General features: G+C 35.6%; 15 protein-coding genes. All 15 read left to right on the top strand.

All coding sequences use genetic code 11. The annotated features are described in order from the left end of the window. Positions 1 to 5: 5 nt before the first annotated feature. The 15 genes from QUF91_RS22625 (at position 6) to QUF91_RS22555 (ending at position 18,130) form a co-directional block, all read left to right on the top strand. On the top strand, positions 6 to 581 hold the full coding sequence (locus QUF91_RS22625; RefSeq protein ID WP_289419405.1) for a major tail protein: 576 nt from the start codon (positions 6 to 8) through the stop codon (positions 579 to 581). A gap of 106 nt (positions 582 to 687) precedes the next feature. Then, on the top strand, positions 688 to 1,008 hold the full coding sequence (gpG, locus tag QUF91_RS22620; RefSeq protein WP_289419404.1) for a phage tail assembly chaperone G: 321 nt from the start codon (positions 688 to 690) through the stop codon (positions 1,006 to 1,008). 183 nt (positions 1,009 to 1,191) lie between these two features. Next, on the top strand, positions 1,192 to 6,231 hold the full coding sequence (locus QUF91_RS22615; RefSeq protein ID WP_289419403.1) for a phage tail tape measure protein: 5,040 nt from the start codon (positions 1,192 to 1,194) through the stop codon (positions 6,229 to 6,231). Then, positions 6,228 to 7,040: a distal tail protein Dit gene (locus tag QUF91_RS22610; protein WP_289419402.1), complete on the top strand. Its 813-nt coding sequence runs from the start codon at positions 6,228 to 6,230 to the stop codon at positions 7,038 to 7,040. Before QUF91_RS22615 ends, QUF91_RS22610 begins: the two co-directional genes overlap by 4 nt. Positions 7,041 to 7,062: 22 nt before the next feature. Then, positions 7,063 to 10,194, top strand: coding sequence for a hypothetical protein (locus QUF91_RS22605; protein ID WP_289419401.1), 3,132 nt, complete (start codon positions 7,063 to 7,065; stop codon positions 10,192 to 10,194). A gap of 195 nt (positions 10,195 to 10,389) precedes the next feature. Next, the gene (locus QUF91_RS22600) at positions 10,390 to 10,518 is read left to right on the top strand and encodes a hypothetical protein (protein ID WP_289419400.1); all 129 of its coding nucleotides are present in this window, start codon (positions 10,390 to 10,392) and stop codon (positions 10,516 to 10,518) included. 211 nt (positions 10,519 to 10,729) lie between these two features. Next, entirely contained in the window at positions 10,730 to 12,118 is a 1,389-nt protein-coding gene (locus QUF91_RS22595; RefSeq protein ID WP_289419399.1) for a hypothetical protein, read from the top strand. Between the two features lie 15 nt (positions 12,119 to 12,133). Further along, entirely contained in the window at positions 12,134 to 12,430 is a 297-nt protein-coding gene (locus QUF91_RS22590) for a hypothetical protein (protein ID WP_289419398.1), read from the top strand. After that, positions 12,430 to 12,588 (top strand): hypothetical protein, encoded by a 159-nt coding sequence (locus tag QUF91_RS22585; protein ID WP_289419397.1) that lies wholly within the window; start codon positions 12,430 to 12,432, stop codon positions 12,586 to 12,588. Before QUF91_RS22590 ends, QUF91_RS22585 begins: the two co-directional genes overlap by 1 nt. Before the next feature lie 286 nt (positions 12,589 to 12,874). After that, positions 12,875 to 13,117 (top strand): hypothetical protein, encoded by a 243-nt coding sequence (locus QUF91_RS22580; RefSeq protein WP_289419396.1) that lies wholly within the window; start codon positions 12,875 to 12,877, stop codon positions 13,115 to 13,117. Positions 13,118 to 13,189: 72 nt separating this feature from the next. Next, positions 13,190 to 14,998, top strand: coding sequence for a phage tail protein (locus QUF91_RS22575; RefSeq protein WP_289419395.1), 1,809 nt, complete (start codon positions 13,190 to 13,192; stop codon positions 14,996 to 14,998). Positions 14,999 to 15,027: 29 nt separating this feature from the next. Then, positions 15,028 to 15,222 carry a hypothetical protein gene (locus QUF91_RS22570; protein WP_289419394.1) on the top strand — a complete coding sequence of 65 codons (195 nt, stop codon included), beginning with the start codon at positions 15,028 to 15,030 and terminating at the stop codon, positions 15,220 to 15,222. A 186-nt stretch (positions 15,223 to 15,408) separates the two neighbouring features. Then, positions 15,409 to 15,813, top strand: coding sequence for a phage holin family protein (locus tag QUF91_RS22565; RefSeq protein ID WP_289419393.1), 405 nt, complete (start codon positions 15,409 to 15,411; stop codon positions 15,811 to 15,813). After that, entirely contained in the window at positions 15,810 to 16,478 is a 669-nt protein-coding gene (locus QUF91_RS22560; protein WP_289419392.1) for a M15 family metallopeptidase, read from the top strand. Before QUF91_RS22565 ends, QUF91_RS22560 begins: the two co-directional genes overlap by 4 nt. 623 nt (positions 16,479 to 17,101) lie before the next feature. Continuing rightward, positions 17,102 to 18,130: an S-layer homology domain-containing protein gene (locus QUF91_RS22555; protein ID WP_285399308.1), complete on the top strand. Its 1,029-nt coding sequence runs from the start codon at positions 17,102 to 17,104 to the stop codon at positions 18,128 to 18,130. Positions 18,131 to 18,325 lie beyond the last annotated feature (195 nt).

Here is an 18,325-nt window from a genome sequence, read left to right as displayed (position 1 = left end):
TGTAAATGACAACAGTAAATGAGAAACCACAAAAAATTAGCTTAAAACGTATTCACTATGCACTAATGACAAATGAACAAACAGAGACATGGGGTGAAGTGAAAACTTTAACAATGCCTATTTCTATGACACTTACACCAAACTTCTCAGAAGCGCATTTAGATGCTGGTGACCGTGTAGTAGATCAGGAAGCACAGTTGGATTCTATCACAATTGCTGGTGAAACAGCAGATTTACCAACAGACGTGCTAGTAGATTGGTATGGATACAAGAAATCTGCAGAAGGCGGTATTATTACAAACGCAAATGATACACCAAACTCAATTGCAATTGGTTTTGAATCAGGTTCTAAGTTGGTTTGGCTATTAAAAGCAAAATTAAAGCCAGGTGAAGAAACAAATACAACACGTAAAAAAGGAGAGACAAGTTATAAAGTATATCCATTCGGCGGTGAAGCATTACCACTAATTGACGGTGTTATCAAACATACGGTAGATACACGAGATGCAGGAGTAACAGTGAGTGCAGAAACATTCTTTAAAGCTGTTGCAAAACCAAGTGAAACAGTTGAAACACCATAATTGGAGAGAAGCCCTTTTATGGGTTTCTTTTTTATTTCAAGACCCTGTCGAATAGCTCCAATGACAGAATTAAAAACGAAGATTACTAGAAAAGGATGGATAAAATATGCAAATTACATTAAAAATTAACGGACAAGAGAAAATGTTCTCAAATGACTTTGTGAAAGCACGAGTGTTCCGTAATGCTCTAAAAATGAACGAAAAAATGCGTAAAGAAGGCAACGGAATTTCTGTAGAAACATTTGATGAGATGATTTCCTTTGTTGTTAACGTATTTGATAATCAATTCACAATTGATGATGTATGGGATGGTTTAGAGGCAGGTAAATTGCAAGATGAAATTATGCGAGTTTTTAATAACGTGCTAAATATTGGTGGACTCGAAACAAAACCTGCCAATGATGTTGAGGGAAAGCTAGTGGAATAACACCTTATCAATATATTAAAAAGTTTTATCGGGAATTGATAAAAGAAGGTTACAAATTACATGAAGTTGACGAAATGGATATTCATTTTTGGTTCGAACTTACAGGTGATGTTGATGAAACAGAGGAGGTCACAGCTGATGAAATTTCTTGGTTGTGATTTTCACAAAAGGCGGTGATGATAAATGCTGGAAATTGGTGCTGTTGAATTTAGTCTAGATACTTCTAATTTTAATGGATCCATTGAACAATGTATACGGCAATTGACAGCAATGGGAACAGAGTTGCAGGCATTACAAGCACGTGGTAATGACTACGAAAATTCTATGGAAGGTATATCAAAAAAACAAGATATACTTAAACGTTCAGTTGAAGCTTCGTCTCTTAAACTGACAGAGCAACGTAATAAATATGATGAATTAATAGCCTCTGAGTCAGCAAATACAGAAGCGATTGAAAAACAGGCAATCGCTGTTAATGAGGCACTTGTTGAATACAATCGATTAAACACACAATTAAAAGAAGTAGATAATCAATTAAATGTACAGTCATCTAGTTGGAATAAATTTCAGGAAATTGGCGGGAAAGTAAAATCCGTTGGTGAAAGCATGTCCACTATTACAGCTCCTATTCAAGCTTTTGGTGCTTATGCCCTTAAAGCTGCAGTAGATTTTGAAAGTGCTTTTGTTGGTGTGCGTCAAACAGTAAATACGAGCGAAGAAAATTTTAAAAAGCTTGAAGATGGTATACGTAATATGGCTAAAGAGGTTCCAGTTAGTGCTACTGAAATTGCCGGGGTTGTTAAATCGGCTGGGCAGTTAGGAATTGCTGAAGAGCATCTTTTATCTTTCACTCGTACTGTTATTGATATGGGAAATTCCACGAGTATGACCCGTGAACAGGCAGCGAAGGAATTTGCCGATTTTGCAAAAATTGTTGGGATGGGGCAAGGCGATTTTGACAGACTTGGCTCTTCTATTGTTGAACTAAGTAGCAATATGGGGGTTGCTGCATCTGATATTATGACGATGGGGATGGGATTTGCCAAGCAAGCTACTAAAATTGGTTTAACAGAGGCGCAAATCATGGGACTAGCTGCTACTATGTCTAGTCTAGGGATTAACGCTAAAACCGGGGGAGCGGCTATGACTTCGGTCCTCCAAAAGATCCAAAAAGCAGTAGGAGATGGTGGTAAAAGCTTATCTGGATTTGCTAAAGCGGCGAACATGTCTAGTTCAGATTTTAAAAAGGCCTTTGAAACAGATGCTGCCTCTGCATTAGATGCATTAGTAAAGGGGTTAGCTAAATCATCAGAAGGTGGAGCTAACCTAAAAAACGTGTTAGCAGATTTAGGAGTTAATGGTGACGAAACGGATGTACTTTTAAGCATGGCAGGTGCTTCAGATTTACTTACATCAGCTGTTGATTCATCTTCCGCTGCATGGAAGGAAAATACCGCTTTATCAGATAAAGCAGCTGAACGTTATGAAACTACAGAATCTCAAATAGCCATAATGAAAAATGAGCTATTAGATATTGGCATAAGTATCGGTAAAATTTTAATACCGATAGTTAAGAGCTTTTTAGAAAAGCTTCAGCCATGGATTGAAAAGTTTTCTAATCTTAGTGAAGGTACAAAAACATTAATTGTTGTTATAGGAGGGATTGCGGCAGTAATTGGGCCAGTTCTTGTAGCATTTGGAACATTAATCTCAACTGTTGGTACAATCATAGGGGCGTTTAGTGGCTTAGGGTCTGTTTTTGCAGCATTAGCTGGACCAATAGGATGGATTGTAGGTGGTATTGCAGTACTTGTAGCTGGTGGAATAGCACTATATAAAAATTGGGATGTAATAAGTGCAAAAGCGGTTGAAATATGGGAAGGCATAGCAAACTTTTTCTCTGGATTATGGACAAGTATCACAGAAGTGGCTTCAGCCGCATGGGAAAATTTTACCCAATTACTCTCGGATTTATGGACGTCAATTATAGACGGAGCTATAGAAACATGGGAAGGTATGGTAACCTTCTTCTCTGAACTGTGGACAAATATAACAGAATTGGCCTCTATCGCATGGGAAGAGTTTACTCAATTACTTTCAGATTTATGGACATCAATTATAGACGGAGCTATAGAAATATGGGAAGGTATGGTAACCTTCTTCTCTGAACTGTGGACAAATATCACGGAATTGGCTTCTGTCGCATGGGAAGAGTTTACTCAATTACTTTCAGATTTATGGACGTCAATAATGGAGGGAGCTATAGAAATATGGGAAGGTATGGTAACCTTCTTCTCTGAACTGTGGACAAATATCACGGAATTAGCTTCTATCGCATGGGAAGAGTTTACTCAATTACTCTCAGATTTATGGACATCAATAATAGAGGGAGCTATAGATATATGGGGAGGCATAGTAGAGTTCTTCTCCGAATTGTGGACAAATATCACAGAAATAGCCTCTATCGCATGGGAAGAGTTCACGCAGTTACTCACAGATTTATGGACGTCAATAATAGACGGAGCAATAGAAATATGGGAAGGCATGGTAACCTTCTTCTCGGAACTGTGGACAAATATCACAGAATTAGCTTCTATCGCATGGGAAGAGTTTACGCAGTTACTCTCAGACTTATGGACGTCAATAATAGACGGAGCAATAGAAATATGGGAAGGCATGGTAACCTTCTTCTCAGAATTGTGGACAAGTATTACAGAAATAGCTTCTATTGCATGGGAAGAGTTTAGCCAACTACTCTCAGACTTATGGACGTCAATTGTAGACGGAGCGATAGAAATATGGACTAGTTTTGTAGAAAGCCTATCAGAAATCTGGTCATCAATAGTTGGAGTAGCTACCGAAATATGGGGTTCTATTTCTTCTGCGATTATCGAGATTGTTTCAACTATTATTAGTGGGATAGAAGTTGGATGGAATAAATTAAAAGAGACTACTGAAATTGTATTTAATGCTGTCAAGTCATTTTTGAGTGATGTATGGGTAAATGTGAAAAATGCGATTGTAGGAACGGTAGTAAGTATCGTTGATTTAGTCGTATCAGGATGGACAAAGTTCAGTCAGATGACAACAAATACATTTAATACGATAAAAAACTTTTTGAGTAATGTATGGGAATCTATCAAAACTACGGTAGTAAATACAGCAACACAATTAGTAACAAGCACTATCCAAAAATTTCTCGATATTAAAATAGCAATAGAAACAAAGATGAATGAGGCTAAAAAAGTTGTTACTGATATTTGGGATAAAATACTTAGTATTTTCAGTGCCCTTGATTTGCGTAAAATCGGTAAAGATATCATCCAAGGTCTAATTAATGGTATTGGTGATATGGCAGAGCTTGTATGGGATAAAGCGAAGTCTATTGCAACAACTATAGGAGATGCAATAAAGAGTACATTGAAAATCAATTCTCCTTCTCGTGTCATGATTGCAATCGGTAAAGGCGTTGGCGAAGGGTTAGCCATTGGGATTGAACAAAGCAGTGAAGGAGTTAGCAAAGCTGCTGAGAAATTGGCAGAGGCTGCAATTCCAAATTTCACCCAGCGTTTATCAATTTCTAAAGAGGCCATCGAAAAAGCCCAGCAAATCGTAAGCAATGTAATAAAAGCCAATGCAGCTGAAATTGAGGCCTTACAGAAAGAAGCCGAGAATAAGAGAGCTGAGATTTCTCAACAGGCTTCAGAAAAAATTACAGCAATCAAAAACAATGCATCGAAAAAACATGTAGCTCTTACAGAAGATCAGGTAGCCCAAATCAAGAAGATAGAAGAACAATCCTTAAAAGACCGCGAAGCGATTACAAAACAATATGCAGATAAAATTGCAAAAGTCGAATCTAGTTCTGCAGATGTAAAATTCAAAGCCTTAAAAGAATATGTTGAAGCTCAAAAATCTGCCGGAGAAATGTCAGCAAAACAAGAAGCTGAATTTTGGCGATATAGTGCAACAGCGTTTAAAGAAGGTACGAAAGAAAAGACAAATGCATTAAAAGAGTACAAAAAAGCGTATTCTGAAATGATTAAAGAACAATTCGAAAAAGAGAAGGAATACATTGAAAAACGTAAAAAGTACAATTCACTCTCTCTTGCAGAGGAATTGAAAATTTATGAACACTATATAGGACAATATGAAGCCGGTACAGACGAACGCATTTATTATGAAGATAAATTTTATAATACTAAAAAAGAAATAAGCGAAAAAATTAAAACAATTAACAATGATTATCTAAAGCAGACGCAGGATGTTAATAAAAAATTACTGGATGAAGAGAAAAAACTTAACGATGATTACAATAAGGCTTTTGAAAGTCGTTTTAAAAGTATAAAAGGTTACTTTGGATTATTTGATGAAGTAAAAGTAGCCGATCCTGTTGATTCTTCCGGCTTAACGCAAAATTTAAGTGAGCAAGTGAATGCCTTATCTCAATGGCGAATTGAGTTATCTCAACTTGAAATTCGTGGGTTATCAAGTGCAATTATCGATGAACTCGAGGCAATGGGCCCAAGTGTCCTTGCACAGCTAGAAGCCTTAAATCGAATGACAGATGGAGAATTAAAGCAATATCAAGAATTGTATGAGAAAAAGCTACTAATTGCACGTGAATCAGCGATAAAGGAGCTAGAGCCATTACAAGCAGAAACGAAAGCCAAAATTGAGGCTTTACGTAAAACAGCGAATTCGGAATTGAACACACTGAATAGCGAATGGCAAGAGAAAATCAAGGAAGTCGTTCTGGGAACAGAAGAAGCTTTAGGCTCTATGAATGAAATTGGGAAAAATGCTATTCAAGATTTAATTGATGGCATGATGGGAATGCAATCAGCATTACAGGAAACAGCAAATAATCTTATCAGAAATGTTTCAGAGACATTAAGTAATGTGCTAAATCTAAGTCCAACATCTTCTCTATTGCAAAAGATTGGTGATAGTTTAGTTGATGGGTTTGACTCTATTATGAATAAAGCTACAAATGTTAGTAAACGACTAGCGAATAGTGTTGTCCATGAGTCTTCTTCTTTATTGCCGATACAAAAATCAAAAAATAAAACTGCTACACAAAACTCAGGGCCTTCTACTATTGTTGTTCAATCTATATTAGATGGACAAGTTGTAGGTGAATCTGTTGTAGATGTTGTTAGTGGTAAACAATATAGCAATGCAAGCATCCATGCATTGACAAGGGGGTTAAGTGGTATATGAAAATGATTTTAAAAGATGGCCGTGAATTATTGATGAGCGACTACAGTTTAAAATTATTAAAATATTACATTCCTTCTGTATCAATAGAGCATCAATCATCTGAAGTTGATGGTAGTGATGGAGCCATCTTTACGAGCACACGTTTTAGTGGACGAACGATCACTGCGAAATTTATGTACAAAGCATTTGATTATCATGATTTTAAATTGTTTATTGCTGATATTAATATGCTGTTTGCTCGAAAGGAATATTTTTATATTATTTTTGATGCTGAGCCAGGGAAGCGCTGGAAGGTACGTCTGGCAAACAGCTATCAACCAAATGAGCTCCTACGAAAAGTAGGAGAGCTAGAAATACAATTTATTTGTGAAAATATTTATGCTGAATCTGTTCCTACAACTTTAGATTTAAAGGAATGGGACATTGATAAATGGGCATGGGGCATGGGTCTTGATTGGGATGAAGATATAGCCTACTCATTTAACACTAACCATTTCACAATTAAAAATTACGGAAATGTTGCTGTTGATCCACGCCAAAATGAGCTTACTATTACTTTAAAAGGAATTTTCAATAATAGCGTTACTATTACAAATAACACTACAGGAGAAGTGTATCAATTTAATGGTTCTTTATCTTCTTCTGATGAATTAAAAATAAGCGGTATTCGTTCGTTGAAAAACGGTAGTTCTGTTTTTAAACTTACAAATAAAAAACTCCTCTCACTAGCAGTTGGAGATAATAATTTTTCAATCTCAGGCGGTACTGTTCACAGTATCGTTTTTAATTTCAGATTTTTATATATGTAAACAAGGATGGTGAAGAAAAGAGATGGTAATTAATTTACACACGACTCAATCACCTGTCAGTCGATCAGAACGAATTAAAATAAATGAGAACTGGCAAAGGATTATTGAAGGATTATCAAGATTACAATATCAAGTTAATATTTTAGCTGGCGGAGAAGAAGTTGATGAGTTAATTAAACGCATTAATGATGCAATTGATACTGTATCCAATGCTTTACAAGATACTAAAAATGCGATTTCTGATGCTAACAAAGCTACAGCAGATGCGCAGGAAGCTACAGCAACTGCTAATACTGCAGTTCAAGTAGTTAATGAAACAGTAGCAGAAGCGACAGTTAGGTTGGAGAGTTTAGAGGCTTTACAAGCTCAATTAGAGCAAATGAAACATCAACTAGAAACAGCTACGACAAGTGCAGAAACAGCAGCGCTCAATGCTAACAATGCCGCACAAGTAGCAACCGATCTAGCCAAAGCAATAAATGATGCAATAACAGAGGCGATTAAAGCAGCGCAAAAAGCAAATAATGCCGCACAAGTTATTGATGGTTGGGGTACGGCTACAGCATGGAATGCAAATACCGAGTATGTCAAAAACAATGTAACGACCTACAATGGCTCTACATGGCAATCACTAAAGACCAATATAAATTCAGTTCCTTCAGAATCTAATACAGACTGGATTTTACTTGCTCAACGCGGGGTGGATGGTAATGGCTCTGTTTCTAAAGTAGCTGGTAAGTCTCCCGGCGTTGATGGAAATGTACCTTTAATTCCAGCCGACATTGGCGCAGAAACTCTTCAAGGAGCGCAAGAAAAAGCAAATGGAATTAAGGATTGGGTGCAGGCACATGGCATAGGAACTGACAAACCAGGATTGATTACATCACCTGATTCTTTATTAAATAAAACGGAGTCAGGATTTTGGAATGTTGAAAATACACCAGGATCCAGTATACTCCCGAATGATACAGAAGATTTTCATGTTTATGTGGGTATGAAAACGGATGAAACAAGCAAAAGTATTTATCAAACATTTTTAGCTATCTCCCAAGAAACGGCTAAGACATATACAAGAGTAATTACTAAGGATGGACAAACAAATGCTCATATAGATGATTCTGGATGGATTGAAGGTGGGGGCTCCGGAAGCGGTATAGGCGGAGGGCTTAAATTTAGTGCTGTACCTTACGACTTACCTACAACAGAAGAAAGCCAAAAATCATGGAATTTACCTGAAAAATCTTATGTTAAAAATAACGACTTTATTATTGTTTTTCATAATGGTTTTTACCTATCCCCTACTTCATGGAATATATCAGGTGATGTGTTTAATGGTTACGTCTTAAATATTCCTGAGAACCCTATTACTGCTGTTGTAGATAATAATGTTAGAATTATAATTTTCAAAAATATCCCTACAGATGGAACAGAACGCTTTAGTGGTAATTTGCTAGAAGACGGTACAGTTTCTATAGAAAAATTAGACCAAGATGTTCAGGATGCCATTAATAATGTAGGAACTACAATTGATATTATTGATAATTTAGATTCGGAACGTACAGACGCCGTATTATCAGCTAAACAAGGTAATGTATTAAAAAAAATGTTAGACTCAGCACCTAAAATAGAAGTAGTGAATGATTTAACAACAGGTGGTAAAGATAAACCTTTATCAGCTGAGATGGGTAAAGTTTTAAATGAGAAGAAGATTCTTGAAGATGGAGGTGAAATTGAAGGAGCAGTAAACTTTGATACATTAGCTACTAATAAATTATATCAGGTTGGAGTATTGACAGAAGGTACAGTAGGCTCTCCATCTGATAGTACAGGTGTAATATATGGTGGAGCATATTCTATGTTAGAAGATTTCATGACTGGTGCTTATCGTATCCAAAGATTAACGCAAATTGACCAACAAACTATAATTTTCAGAACAAAGTCAGAAGGTCAGCCATGGAACTCTTGGAAGACAACTGAAGTATCAAACCATAAGTCTGTAGCAAAGGTTATGAACTTAGGTGACAACTATGCTGAACGCGACTTTGGCATTGTTAGATGGAATAATAATACTAGTTCTGAGTATGCTGAAATAACTCTACCTACTACTGTAGAGATAAATGGAATATTTGAAGTTCATGTAACTTCATTATTTGCAAATTCGGATTCTACTGGTGGAATTATTCATAGAACATTCATTACATCATCAAATAAAACTATTCACAGTAGGTCAGTTGAAATACCTAGTCTAAGTAACACATTTGCACAAAACTTCTACGTACAAGAGCCATATACTATAGGAGACAAGTGGCTTATTAGGATTTATAAACGAGTTCAAAATAATCCAATTCACGTTATAATTAAATATCATTCTATAGGAGAAGTACCTAACAGACAGGCTTTTGAATTATTGAATAGTATGGAGCCGTTCAAGGTGACTCAAATGAATTATGCTCTTAGCACAAATGATTATCCTATACAGAAAGTAACATTTTCAAATGATTTGAAGATACAAAAAGGAATACCAACTATTCAATTAGACCCTATGTCAACAGGTAAGGTATTTGAGCTTAGTTATAATGCAAATACTCAAAATGACTATGGAGTAGCTCTTAGAAAAGACTATAAAGATGCCATGATTATAAATAGTCAAAAGGATGTAAGATTCTTCGGAAAAGATGATGCGTGGTTTAGTGTACAAGATTTAAAGCAATCTGTCGTTGATGGGAAAAAGAAAGTGGCATCCGCCATTAGCGGCAAAGGCGTACAAACTGCTTCGGATGCTACATTTGACCAGATGGCTACAAATATAAGTAAGATTTCAACTGGTGTGCAATTTGCACAAGGTACAGCTTATGTAACACAAAGCAAACCTGGCAGGGCAGACAACTCTAGTTGGCTTAGACTTGATAACATTGGCTTTCAACCGAAGACTGTTATAGGAACAAAAGTTGGGAACCGTGAAAAGTCAGAAGCTATATCTATTTATCATATGGGTGCAGGGATCAATACAGATGTTATCATGTATATGCCAGATTCTGGACGCACTATTTACGGCGGTGGTAGCGAATGGGAATTTAGTACCAATACGCTTTGGTTGCAAGTGGACTCTGTAGCGTGGACACAATGGAATTGGACTGCATATGGATTTAACTAATCATAAGCTTATCTTATATTGATTCGCCATATGGTTGTGTAGAAGATTATGAGTACGTAGATGCTATTGACCAAATACTAAGGAAACTATTATTAAAAGATATGATAGACCTTTATCACCATTAGAACAAAAGATTAAAGAGTTAGAGGATGAGCTATTATTACAAACTGAAAAAGAAGTGGGAGGAATTTTATAATGGATAAAGTAAATCAAATAGTAGTAAGAATAGTTGCAGAGCATATTGTAAACAATGGCACTAATCCAAAGACAGAGCAAACTTATAGCATTGATGACGTAACTAATGAGGCATCGTTCTGTTGTTGAGGATTATTTCTTAGAAAATACAGAAGGTGTATAATGACTAATTAATCGTTACTGAGAGAAAATATGAAAATAAGTTTTCAAGAGTCTTTAATAGATTCTATTTTTAGAATGACCAAGATTGATTAAAGATTTTTAAATAATAGTTCCATTTTATTTAGCGCTACTCATAATGGGTGGCGTATTTTTATTATTAAAATAAGGAGTTGATAAAATGTATAGTGGTAATCAAGCTTCATACGATAACCTTAGTGAAAATATGAAGCAAAAGCTTGAAGGATTAAAGACCCCCATAGTCAATGACTTAACTACGGGTGGTTCTGATAAGGCATTATCTGCTGAGAGTGGTAAAGAACTGAAGAGTTTAGTTGATGAAAAAGCAGATAGTGAAAATTTAAAGTCTTTACAAACAGAAGTTACTGAACATTTGGCTGAATTTGAACAAAAAGTTGATATTGTTAACACATTCAATGTGGAAAAACATATTACAAACTTAGGTAAAAGCGTAGCTGAAAAAACATTTCCTGTAATAGAATGGAAAAATAATAATGTCTCATCTGAGGTGGTAGAGATATTAATGGTACCTTCTACCGAAAGTATTAGCGGTATTATAGAATTAAATCTAGCGTCTACTTTTGCTAATAGCAATGCATCTGGTGGAGCCAAGATACTTTATCATATTACTGCATCAAATAAGATTATTCACAGTCAAGATATGACTATTATTGACATTAGTAAAAATTTTGCAAGTAACTTCTATGTTAGCGATATAAGAGTATCAGAACATTGGTTCTATATTTATATAACAAAGAAAAGTGCAAGTAATCCTTTATCTGTAAATATAAAATTTCAAGGAGCCGGGGATGGAGTATGGGACATCTTAAATAAAACATTTCTAAATCAACCTTACTCCGTTGAGGGATTTCATGAATTACCTACTCAAGAATCTAGATTCGCTAAGCGTGATAAAAACAGTAGATTTACTAATACATTCCCTATAACGTTGCAACCAATCGACCAAGTTGGTCACGTATTCCATAAAGATACTATGGGTAATTTTCTTGTTGTTCCAACAAATAGCTCAACAGACCCAAATGTTGATTGGAGTAAAGCGTCAGCATTTAGAACGGATGGTTCATTTTATACTCCGAAGATTATAGTAGATGGTGTTGATTTAAAGCAATCTGTCAGTGATGGAAAAACAAATGTTGCTCAGGCAATCACTGACGTAGGTTGGTACACAAGTCCTCAAGCAACATTTGATGAAATGGCATCTAATATTAGACGTCTAGGAACTGTAAAAGAAGCTAAAGGCAAAGCAGAAGCATCCGCAGGATATATAACTGTACGTGGAATAGGTTTTAGACCTACGGCTATTCTATGTAAAGCAGAAGGTGTACAAGACGGTAAGCTAGGTAATGCGGCATGGGTTGGTGAACATGATGTAGGTGCATGGTCTGATGTTAAAATGTATGTTTCATCATGGGATAGAAATAGTATTTTATCAGATGTAGAAACTTATCCAGATGGTTTCAGAATACGAGTTGATGATACTAATAGAAACGGTTTCTTCGGATACTATGCAGTAGGTAAAAATATTTAAAAGGAGAAAGATAACATGTTCGAAACGGGAACACGAATTATATATAATCAACTAGGCGAATTAATCGCAGTTATACATGATGTAGCAAGCGATACTCATCAAATTATCCGTCCTGATATAGCTGAACTATACTGCATAGATCTACCTTACGGTGAGATCGGTGATGACCGTTACGTTGTAGGCGTAGATCCTGAAACTAAAGAGGTCTTGTATAAGTACTTTGATAGACCTTTATCTCCTGAACAAAAGATTAAAGAGTTAGAGGACGAATTATTATTACAAACTGAAAAAGAAGTGGGAGGAATTTTATAATGATCAATCTAGTAGTAGTGAGAATAGCAGCAGAGCGAATTATGAACAAAGGTCTTAATCCAAAGACAGAGAAAACGTATGTCATTGATGATGTAACAAACGAGGCATATCGTGCAGCTGTTGAAGATTATATTTTAGAAAATACAGAAGGTGTTTAATAACTTTTCTGTTTACCAATCCTTTAAATCATAAGGAGTGGTAGATGTGGAAAATAGATTTTTTTTAGGAGTCTTTAATGGCTTAATATTAAGTATTATTCTTTGGACCTCAATTTTCGGGTGGATAAGAATAATAAAAAATTTGCTATAGACTAGTTTCAAATGGTCCTAAAACAAAAATCGAAAAATGAAACAAAAATGTACAAAAACTTTTATTTCTAAGAAAGATAATTGATTTCTTAACCTGAAAGCATTGATATACTAAAAATAAAAAGGTGGTATACCAATGCTTGAATTTTTAATTAAAGAAGATTTCGGTTTTAAGGAAGAAGAAATAGAGGGGATTGGAAAACATTTCATTCTTTCATTAGATTACGATGATTGGGGATCTATTGAACTTATTGAGGTAATCGACCTAGATGAAAAAGATATAGAAGACTCTGAAAATCATTTAAAGCTTTCGACAGGGAGAATGGCATACTTCCCTGATGATTTACTTGAAAAAGAACTAAAAGCACAAATTGATTAATCGTTCCATATTGTTCAGAAACGCTGCTCACATCGAGTAGCGTATTTTTATTAAAAAGAAGGTGATTTTTTCTTGCTCATTGTATCGAATGGGACACATACCGAACCTATCTTAGAAACAAATTATGAAAAAGTTGAAGAGTTGAATGGAGCATTACGTATCTCCTTTAACTCTTTTTTACATGAAAAAAATCCAGGGCATTTGTTGTTAGATTTTGAAACAATTATCGAAGATGAGGATGGTCATGAGTATGTGGTTAAAGATTTTGGTGGGGACACATTTTCTAAAAAGGCCACTGCTGTCCATAGATATTTTTCTTTAGCTGACGAATTTAAATACGATGTTTACGGAGGGACAAGAACATTTGATGATTTTATGTCATTTGTCCTTGCTGGGACAGGATGGACTTTTATCAATGTAGATGTAGATGGTTATCAATTGTTGCCGAATTTCGGGGAAGCCAATCCAATCGTCCTAATTGAACAATTATGCAGTGTGTTTAATTGTGAGCGTCAGATACTGCCTGGTAAAGTTCTTCGTTTTGCTAATAAAATCGGTGTAGATAATGATATACAATTCCGTTATCGTCATAATATTGAAACCCTATCATACAGCGTAAATACTACAAATTTAAAAACGCAAATTAGAGGCTATGGTGCAGAGGGAATAGATATTACTTATACTTCGCCATTAGCCAATTCACCTAGAATCGGAATCCGCATTGCGGAACCTATTCATGACGAAAAGATAGAATCTGTTGAAGAAATGACAACACATTTAGCTAGTGAGCTACCGGCAGCGCCTGAGACAAATATTAAAGTTAAGGTAACTACTGTAGATGGTAATGTGGGAGACATGGTGTGGCTTATACATGAGGATCTTGAACTCGAATATCAAACACGTATATTAAGTAAAAAGACAAAACGAGAATATAGTAATTCAGAGGTTGAGGTTGGGAATACACAAGCGAAAAGTATTGTAGATGCCCTGCTAAATCAACATGCTACTATTAATGCTAACGATAAACGCTATCGTTCGAAGTTTGAACAAACTAATGATCGAATTGATATAGAAGTTGAAGAAATTGGCGTATCGATTGCCGCCATTAATGTTCGTGCAGACAAAATCACTCAAAGTGTCACAGACTTAAATAACAATTTAAGTAGCCGTATAACTCAAACGGCTGCAGAAATACGTAGTGAAGTATCGGCTCAAGTCGTTTTGATCAATAACAATATTCAAACTGTTCGAAATGATGTATCAGTTGTATCACAAACAGCCTCTCAAATACAATCAACTGTCACAAGTCAGCAGACACAAATCAGTGGTTTGGGTACACGAGTTAGCACCGCTGAGAGTAAAATTACACAACAAGCTAATCAGATTGAGTCAAAAGTAAGTGTGACAGATTTCACAGGTAACACTGTAGTTTCAAAGATTAATCAAACAGCAACTACTATTAGTATTCATGCTTCAAAGATTAACCTTATCGGTGCTGTAAATGTGTTATCTGATATTACTGGTAACCTTGGCACTATTACTTCAGGTAATATTGATATTTATCAAGATATTAGATTGGGAAATAATCTATATTTAAACGGTTCTGGTACTAGGGGATTATTTTTTGATCGTTTCGGTGGTTCGGGAAAAATTTACTCAAATGGGAATGATATGACTGTTTATTCAGATGCTTTAATCCTAAGCGCAATGTATTCAACTGTTTTTCAAGGGGGAGTTGATTTTACCGAAGCAACTTCTATCGTAGGGGTAGCTAGAGGACACACACCAGGTATTGGAATTGCTTATAATGGTAGCTCTGAAGCACCTAGACTTTATGTACGAATAAATGGAAATAACGTAGGTTATATTCCATTAAGCTAAATTAATATATGAAATGGAGAATGATAGTTATGGATTATCAAGTACAACTAAACAATGGACAGGCAATTAATTTAAAAAATGCAGAGTTTGATGCAACGGCATTTACAGCAACATTAAATGATCAGAAAATTAACTTTGTAAATATTGGTGGGGCCATCATTAATAAGCACATTATCATAAGTGTATTACCAGCGACAGCCGCACAAACAGAAACGCAGTCTTAAGACGAGCGTTATTTTTATTGAATTTTTATCAAAAGAGGCTGGGACATAAGTTTATTTTCAAATCAAAATTCAGAAAAGCGCGGGAAATCAACGTTTCTAAAATTGATTTCTCACGCCTTTTAGGGTTTTGACCAGTTTTGTCCCAGCCTTTTTTCTTATGGATTACAAAAAGGAAGAAGTGGTGGAGTGGAAAAATGGATAGCAACTTGGAGTGGTTTTATGGGAGCGCTTATTTCTTATTTGGTGAATGGTCTAGGCATGGCAGTAACAGTTTTAATAGGATTTATGGCAATTGATTATATAACTGGCATTTTGTCTGGTATTGCTAATCATAATTTAAATAGCCGTATTGGTGTGAATGGTATTATTCGAAAAATTTATTATCTGATGTTGGTTGGATCGGTTTATTTACTCGCTTTAGTAATACCAGGGATTGAATATGCAGGTGATGGAGCAGCCATTGCTTTTTGTGTTCTAGAGTTTATTTCAATAACAGAAAATGGCACAAAGATGGGGTTACCCACACCAAATGTCATTAAAAATATTTTAGCGATTGTCAAAGATACAACGGATGAGGGGGGCAATAAATGAGTACAAATATAACAACAACATGCCGAGATTTGGCACAATTATTACCAGCTTCGCAATTAGCATGCCGATTATTGTTCCAAGAATGCTATAAGGTAGGCATTCGTAACATTTTCATTACCGAAACATATCGCTCACAGGAGAGGCAAAATTATTTATATGCCCAAGGGCGTACTCGACCAGGGCAGATTGTTACTTGGACACTCAAAAGCAACCATAGCAGTCGTTTAGCTTGGGATATTGCCGTTGGTCCTCCAAAAACGCTTTATGATGTAGCTACACTCAATAAAGTGGGTGCTATTGCTCGTAAACTTGGTATTACATGGGGCGGTAATTGGATAGGTAGCATTGACCGACCGCATTTTGAAGTTAAACCATCTTGGAAGATGCCAGTTGGTTATAAGTTAAAAGGACAGGTAATCGTTCCTAGCAGTAGCAAAATGACAGTACAACTCATTGTAGAAGACAAGAAGGAGGACAACAAAGTGACACAAGCATGGAATCCTGCATCACCAGCAATGCGCACAGCAACAGAGCAATACCTAGCGCAAGCAATTAAAGAAGGAATTATTCAGAGTTCGCATTTACAAGATTTACAAAATAATGTGATGACAACTGACCGATTATTAGGTCTGTATATTACAATCCAACAACGACGTGGAAACTAGTTTTAAAGGAGGCTGGGACAAAACTGGTCAAAACTTAAAAAAGCGCTAGAAATCAATTTTAGTAACGTTGATTTCTAGCGCTTTTCTGATGTGAAATTTTTAATTTTGCTTTAAAAATATACTTTTGTCCTAGCCGTCTATCATGAGTATGTAACCTAGCATATTTGATTTTATAGAATATGTTTTAAAATTCAAAACTAACGAAAGTAGGAAATTTTATATCCAACGATTCTTCACTACTAAAAGTAATTTAAGCTCTGTTTTACCCTCTATTTTTAGATTCTCTCTAAAATCACCATGCATTTACATATTCAGCATCTAGTTCACCTACTTTATACCTATTAAAGAATAAACTAGTTTACTAATTTTCTCTGTAAAACTAACAACAGGATATTTGTTAATTATTAGAAAAAATGATGCGTTTTGTTGAATTTATTGTAAAAAGTCACCTAATTTATAGCAAAAATCATGCATGTATTTTCTGGAATTACATGAAGATTTATTAAATTTCTTTGTTTTGAAAAATAGGACTTTATAATAATTTTGAATTACTTACATATTTTTATAGATTTGATAACGGTTGTTTTAGTACACTAAAATTATGAATTGAAAGGGGAAGAACTATGAAAAAGACATTATTAGCTGGCGCACTTGGTATTGCATGTTTTACAGGAGGTTTTGGATTACAAGCAAATGCTCAAGAAAATGTAGACCTTGCTAACGTTATCCACCCTAAGCAGGTAGTTGCAGCAGCTACTCAAGTGCAAGCAATGAGCTACCAAGATATTTACAAAACACTTTTACTTTCTAAGTTAAACTATGACGATAAAGAAATGACTTTAGTATGTACAAAGGATAGTATTACAGTAAAAATATCTTTACAAGGGCTTATGAAATACTCTGAAATGAGTGCAGAGGAGCAAAAAGAGTTTAAAGAGGTTTTCGGTGACTCTATGCAAATGAAATTCTCTCCATCTGGAAATTCATTCAAAGCAGAAATGTTTGCACAAGGAAGATGGCAAACTTTAACTGATGCAGAATTGAATGATTTTATAGCATCGATTAGTGAGGATTCTATAGACTTAAAACCAGGCGGTTACTTCACAGACACTATTGGACATTGGGCTGAGAGCTATATCCAATTACTTTACCAAGCTGACATTATTAAAGGAACATCGGCTACAACATTTAATCCAAATGGACAAGTAACACGCGGACAATTAGCTTCTATGATTTTCCGTGCTGGTGGATTAGATGTGAAAGAAGATTACGAAGGCCCTGCTACATATAAGGATTTAGGGAAATACCCAGGTGCTAAGGAAGTAGCGATTTTAGAGGATTATGGCTTAATCGGTATTTTTGATGGTGCTAATTTTGAGCCATATAAACCTGTAACACGTGAGGAAATGGCCTATGTAACAGCAAGTTTATTAGAGTCAATGGAATTTGATGTGGCTAAGGCTAACAAAAATAACACATTTGCAGACAAAAACCAAATGCGTAAGGAAACTGTAGAATCAATCGGTTTATTACAACAATTAGGTGTTGTTGACGGAGCAAGTGGTAAATTTAATCCAAAAGGTAATCTTACACGTGCACAATTCTCTAAAATTTTATCACTTACATTATTAGCAGCAGCTGATGAAGAATAATACTATTCTTCATTAAAGTGAAAAAAGCAATCCACATTTTGGTGGATTGCTTTTTTATGTGCGCCCGGCATGCGTATGAACTATAGGGTGCAAGTCCCGAACCCCGAAGACAGAAGTAGAGGTTAGCCAAGAGCAAGGGTGTCCGTGGCGACGCGGAATCTGAAGGAAGCTGGAGGCAAAACACCGGTCCGAGGA

It is taken from the genome of Lysinibacillus sp. G4S2, from assembly GCF_030348505.1.
Lineage (GTDB): Bacteria > Bacillota > Bacilli > Bacillales_A > Planococcaceae > Lysinibacillus.
The sequence above is the reverse complement of the archived record's forward strand: the minus strand, read 5'-3'. Positions and strand labels throughout refer to the sequence as shown.

Bases quoted from the DNA above. Each gene is read 5' to 3' on its own strand.
- QUF91_RS22625 (WP_289419405.1), top strand. From the start codon at position 6: ATGACAACAGTAAATGAGAAACCACAAAAAATTAGCTTAAAACGTATT.
- gpG (WP_289419404.1), top strand. From the start codon at position 688: ATGCAAATTACATTAAAAATTAACGGACAAGAGAAAATGTTCTCAAAT.
- QUF91_RS22615 (WP_289419403.1), top strand. From the start codon at position 1,192: ATGCTGGAAATTGGTGCTGTTGAATTTAGTCTAGATACTTCTAATTTT.
- QUF91_RS22610 (WP_289419402.1), top strand. From the start codon at position 6,228: ATGAAAATGATTTTAAAAGATGGCCGTGAATTATTGATGAGCGACTAC.
- QUF91_RS22605 (WP_289419401.1), top strand. From the start codon at position 7,063: ATGGTAATTAATTTACACACGACTCAATCACCTGTCAGTCGATCAGAA.
- QUF91_RS22600 (WP_289419400.1), top strand. From the start codon at position 10,390: ATGGATAAAGTAAATCAAATAGTAGTAAGAATAGTTGCAGAGCATATT.
- QUF91_RS22595 (WP_289419399.1), top strand. From the start codon at position 10,730: ATGTATAGTGGTAATCAAGCTTCATACGATAACCTTAGTGAAAATATG.
- QUF91_RS22590 (WP_289419398.1), top strand. From the start codon at position 12,134: ATGTTCGAAACGGGAACACGAATTATATATAATCAACTAGGCGAATTA.
- QUF91_RS22585 (WP_289419397.1), top strand. From the start codon at position 12,430: ATGATCAATCTAGTAGTAGTGAGAATAGCAGCAGAGCGAATTATGAAC.
- QUF91_RS22580 (WP_289419396.1), top strand. From the start codon at position 12,875: ATGCTTGAATTTTTAATTAAAGAAGATTTCGGTTTTAAGGAAGAAGAA.
- QUF91_RS22570 (WP_289419394.1), top strand. From the start codon at position 15,028: ATGGATTATCAAGTACAACTAAACAATGGACAGGCAATTAATTTAAAA.
- QUF91_RS22560 (WP_289419392.1), top strand. From the start codon at position 15,810: ATGAGTACAAATATAACAACAACATGCCGAGATTTGGCACAATTATTA.
- QUF91_RS22555 (WP_285399308.1), top strand. From the start codon at position 17,102: ATGAAAAAGACATTATTAGCTGGCGCACTTGGTATTGCATGTTTTACA.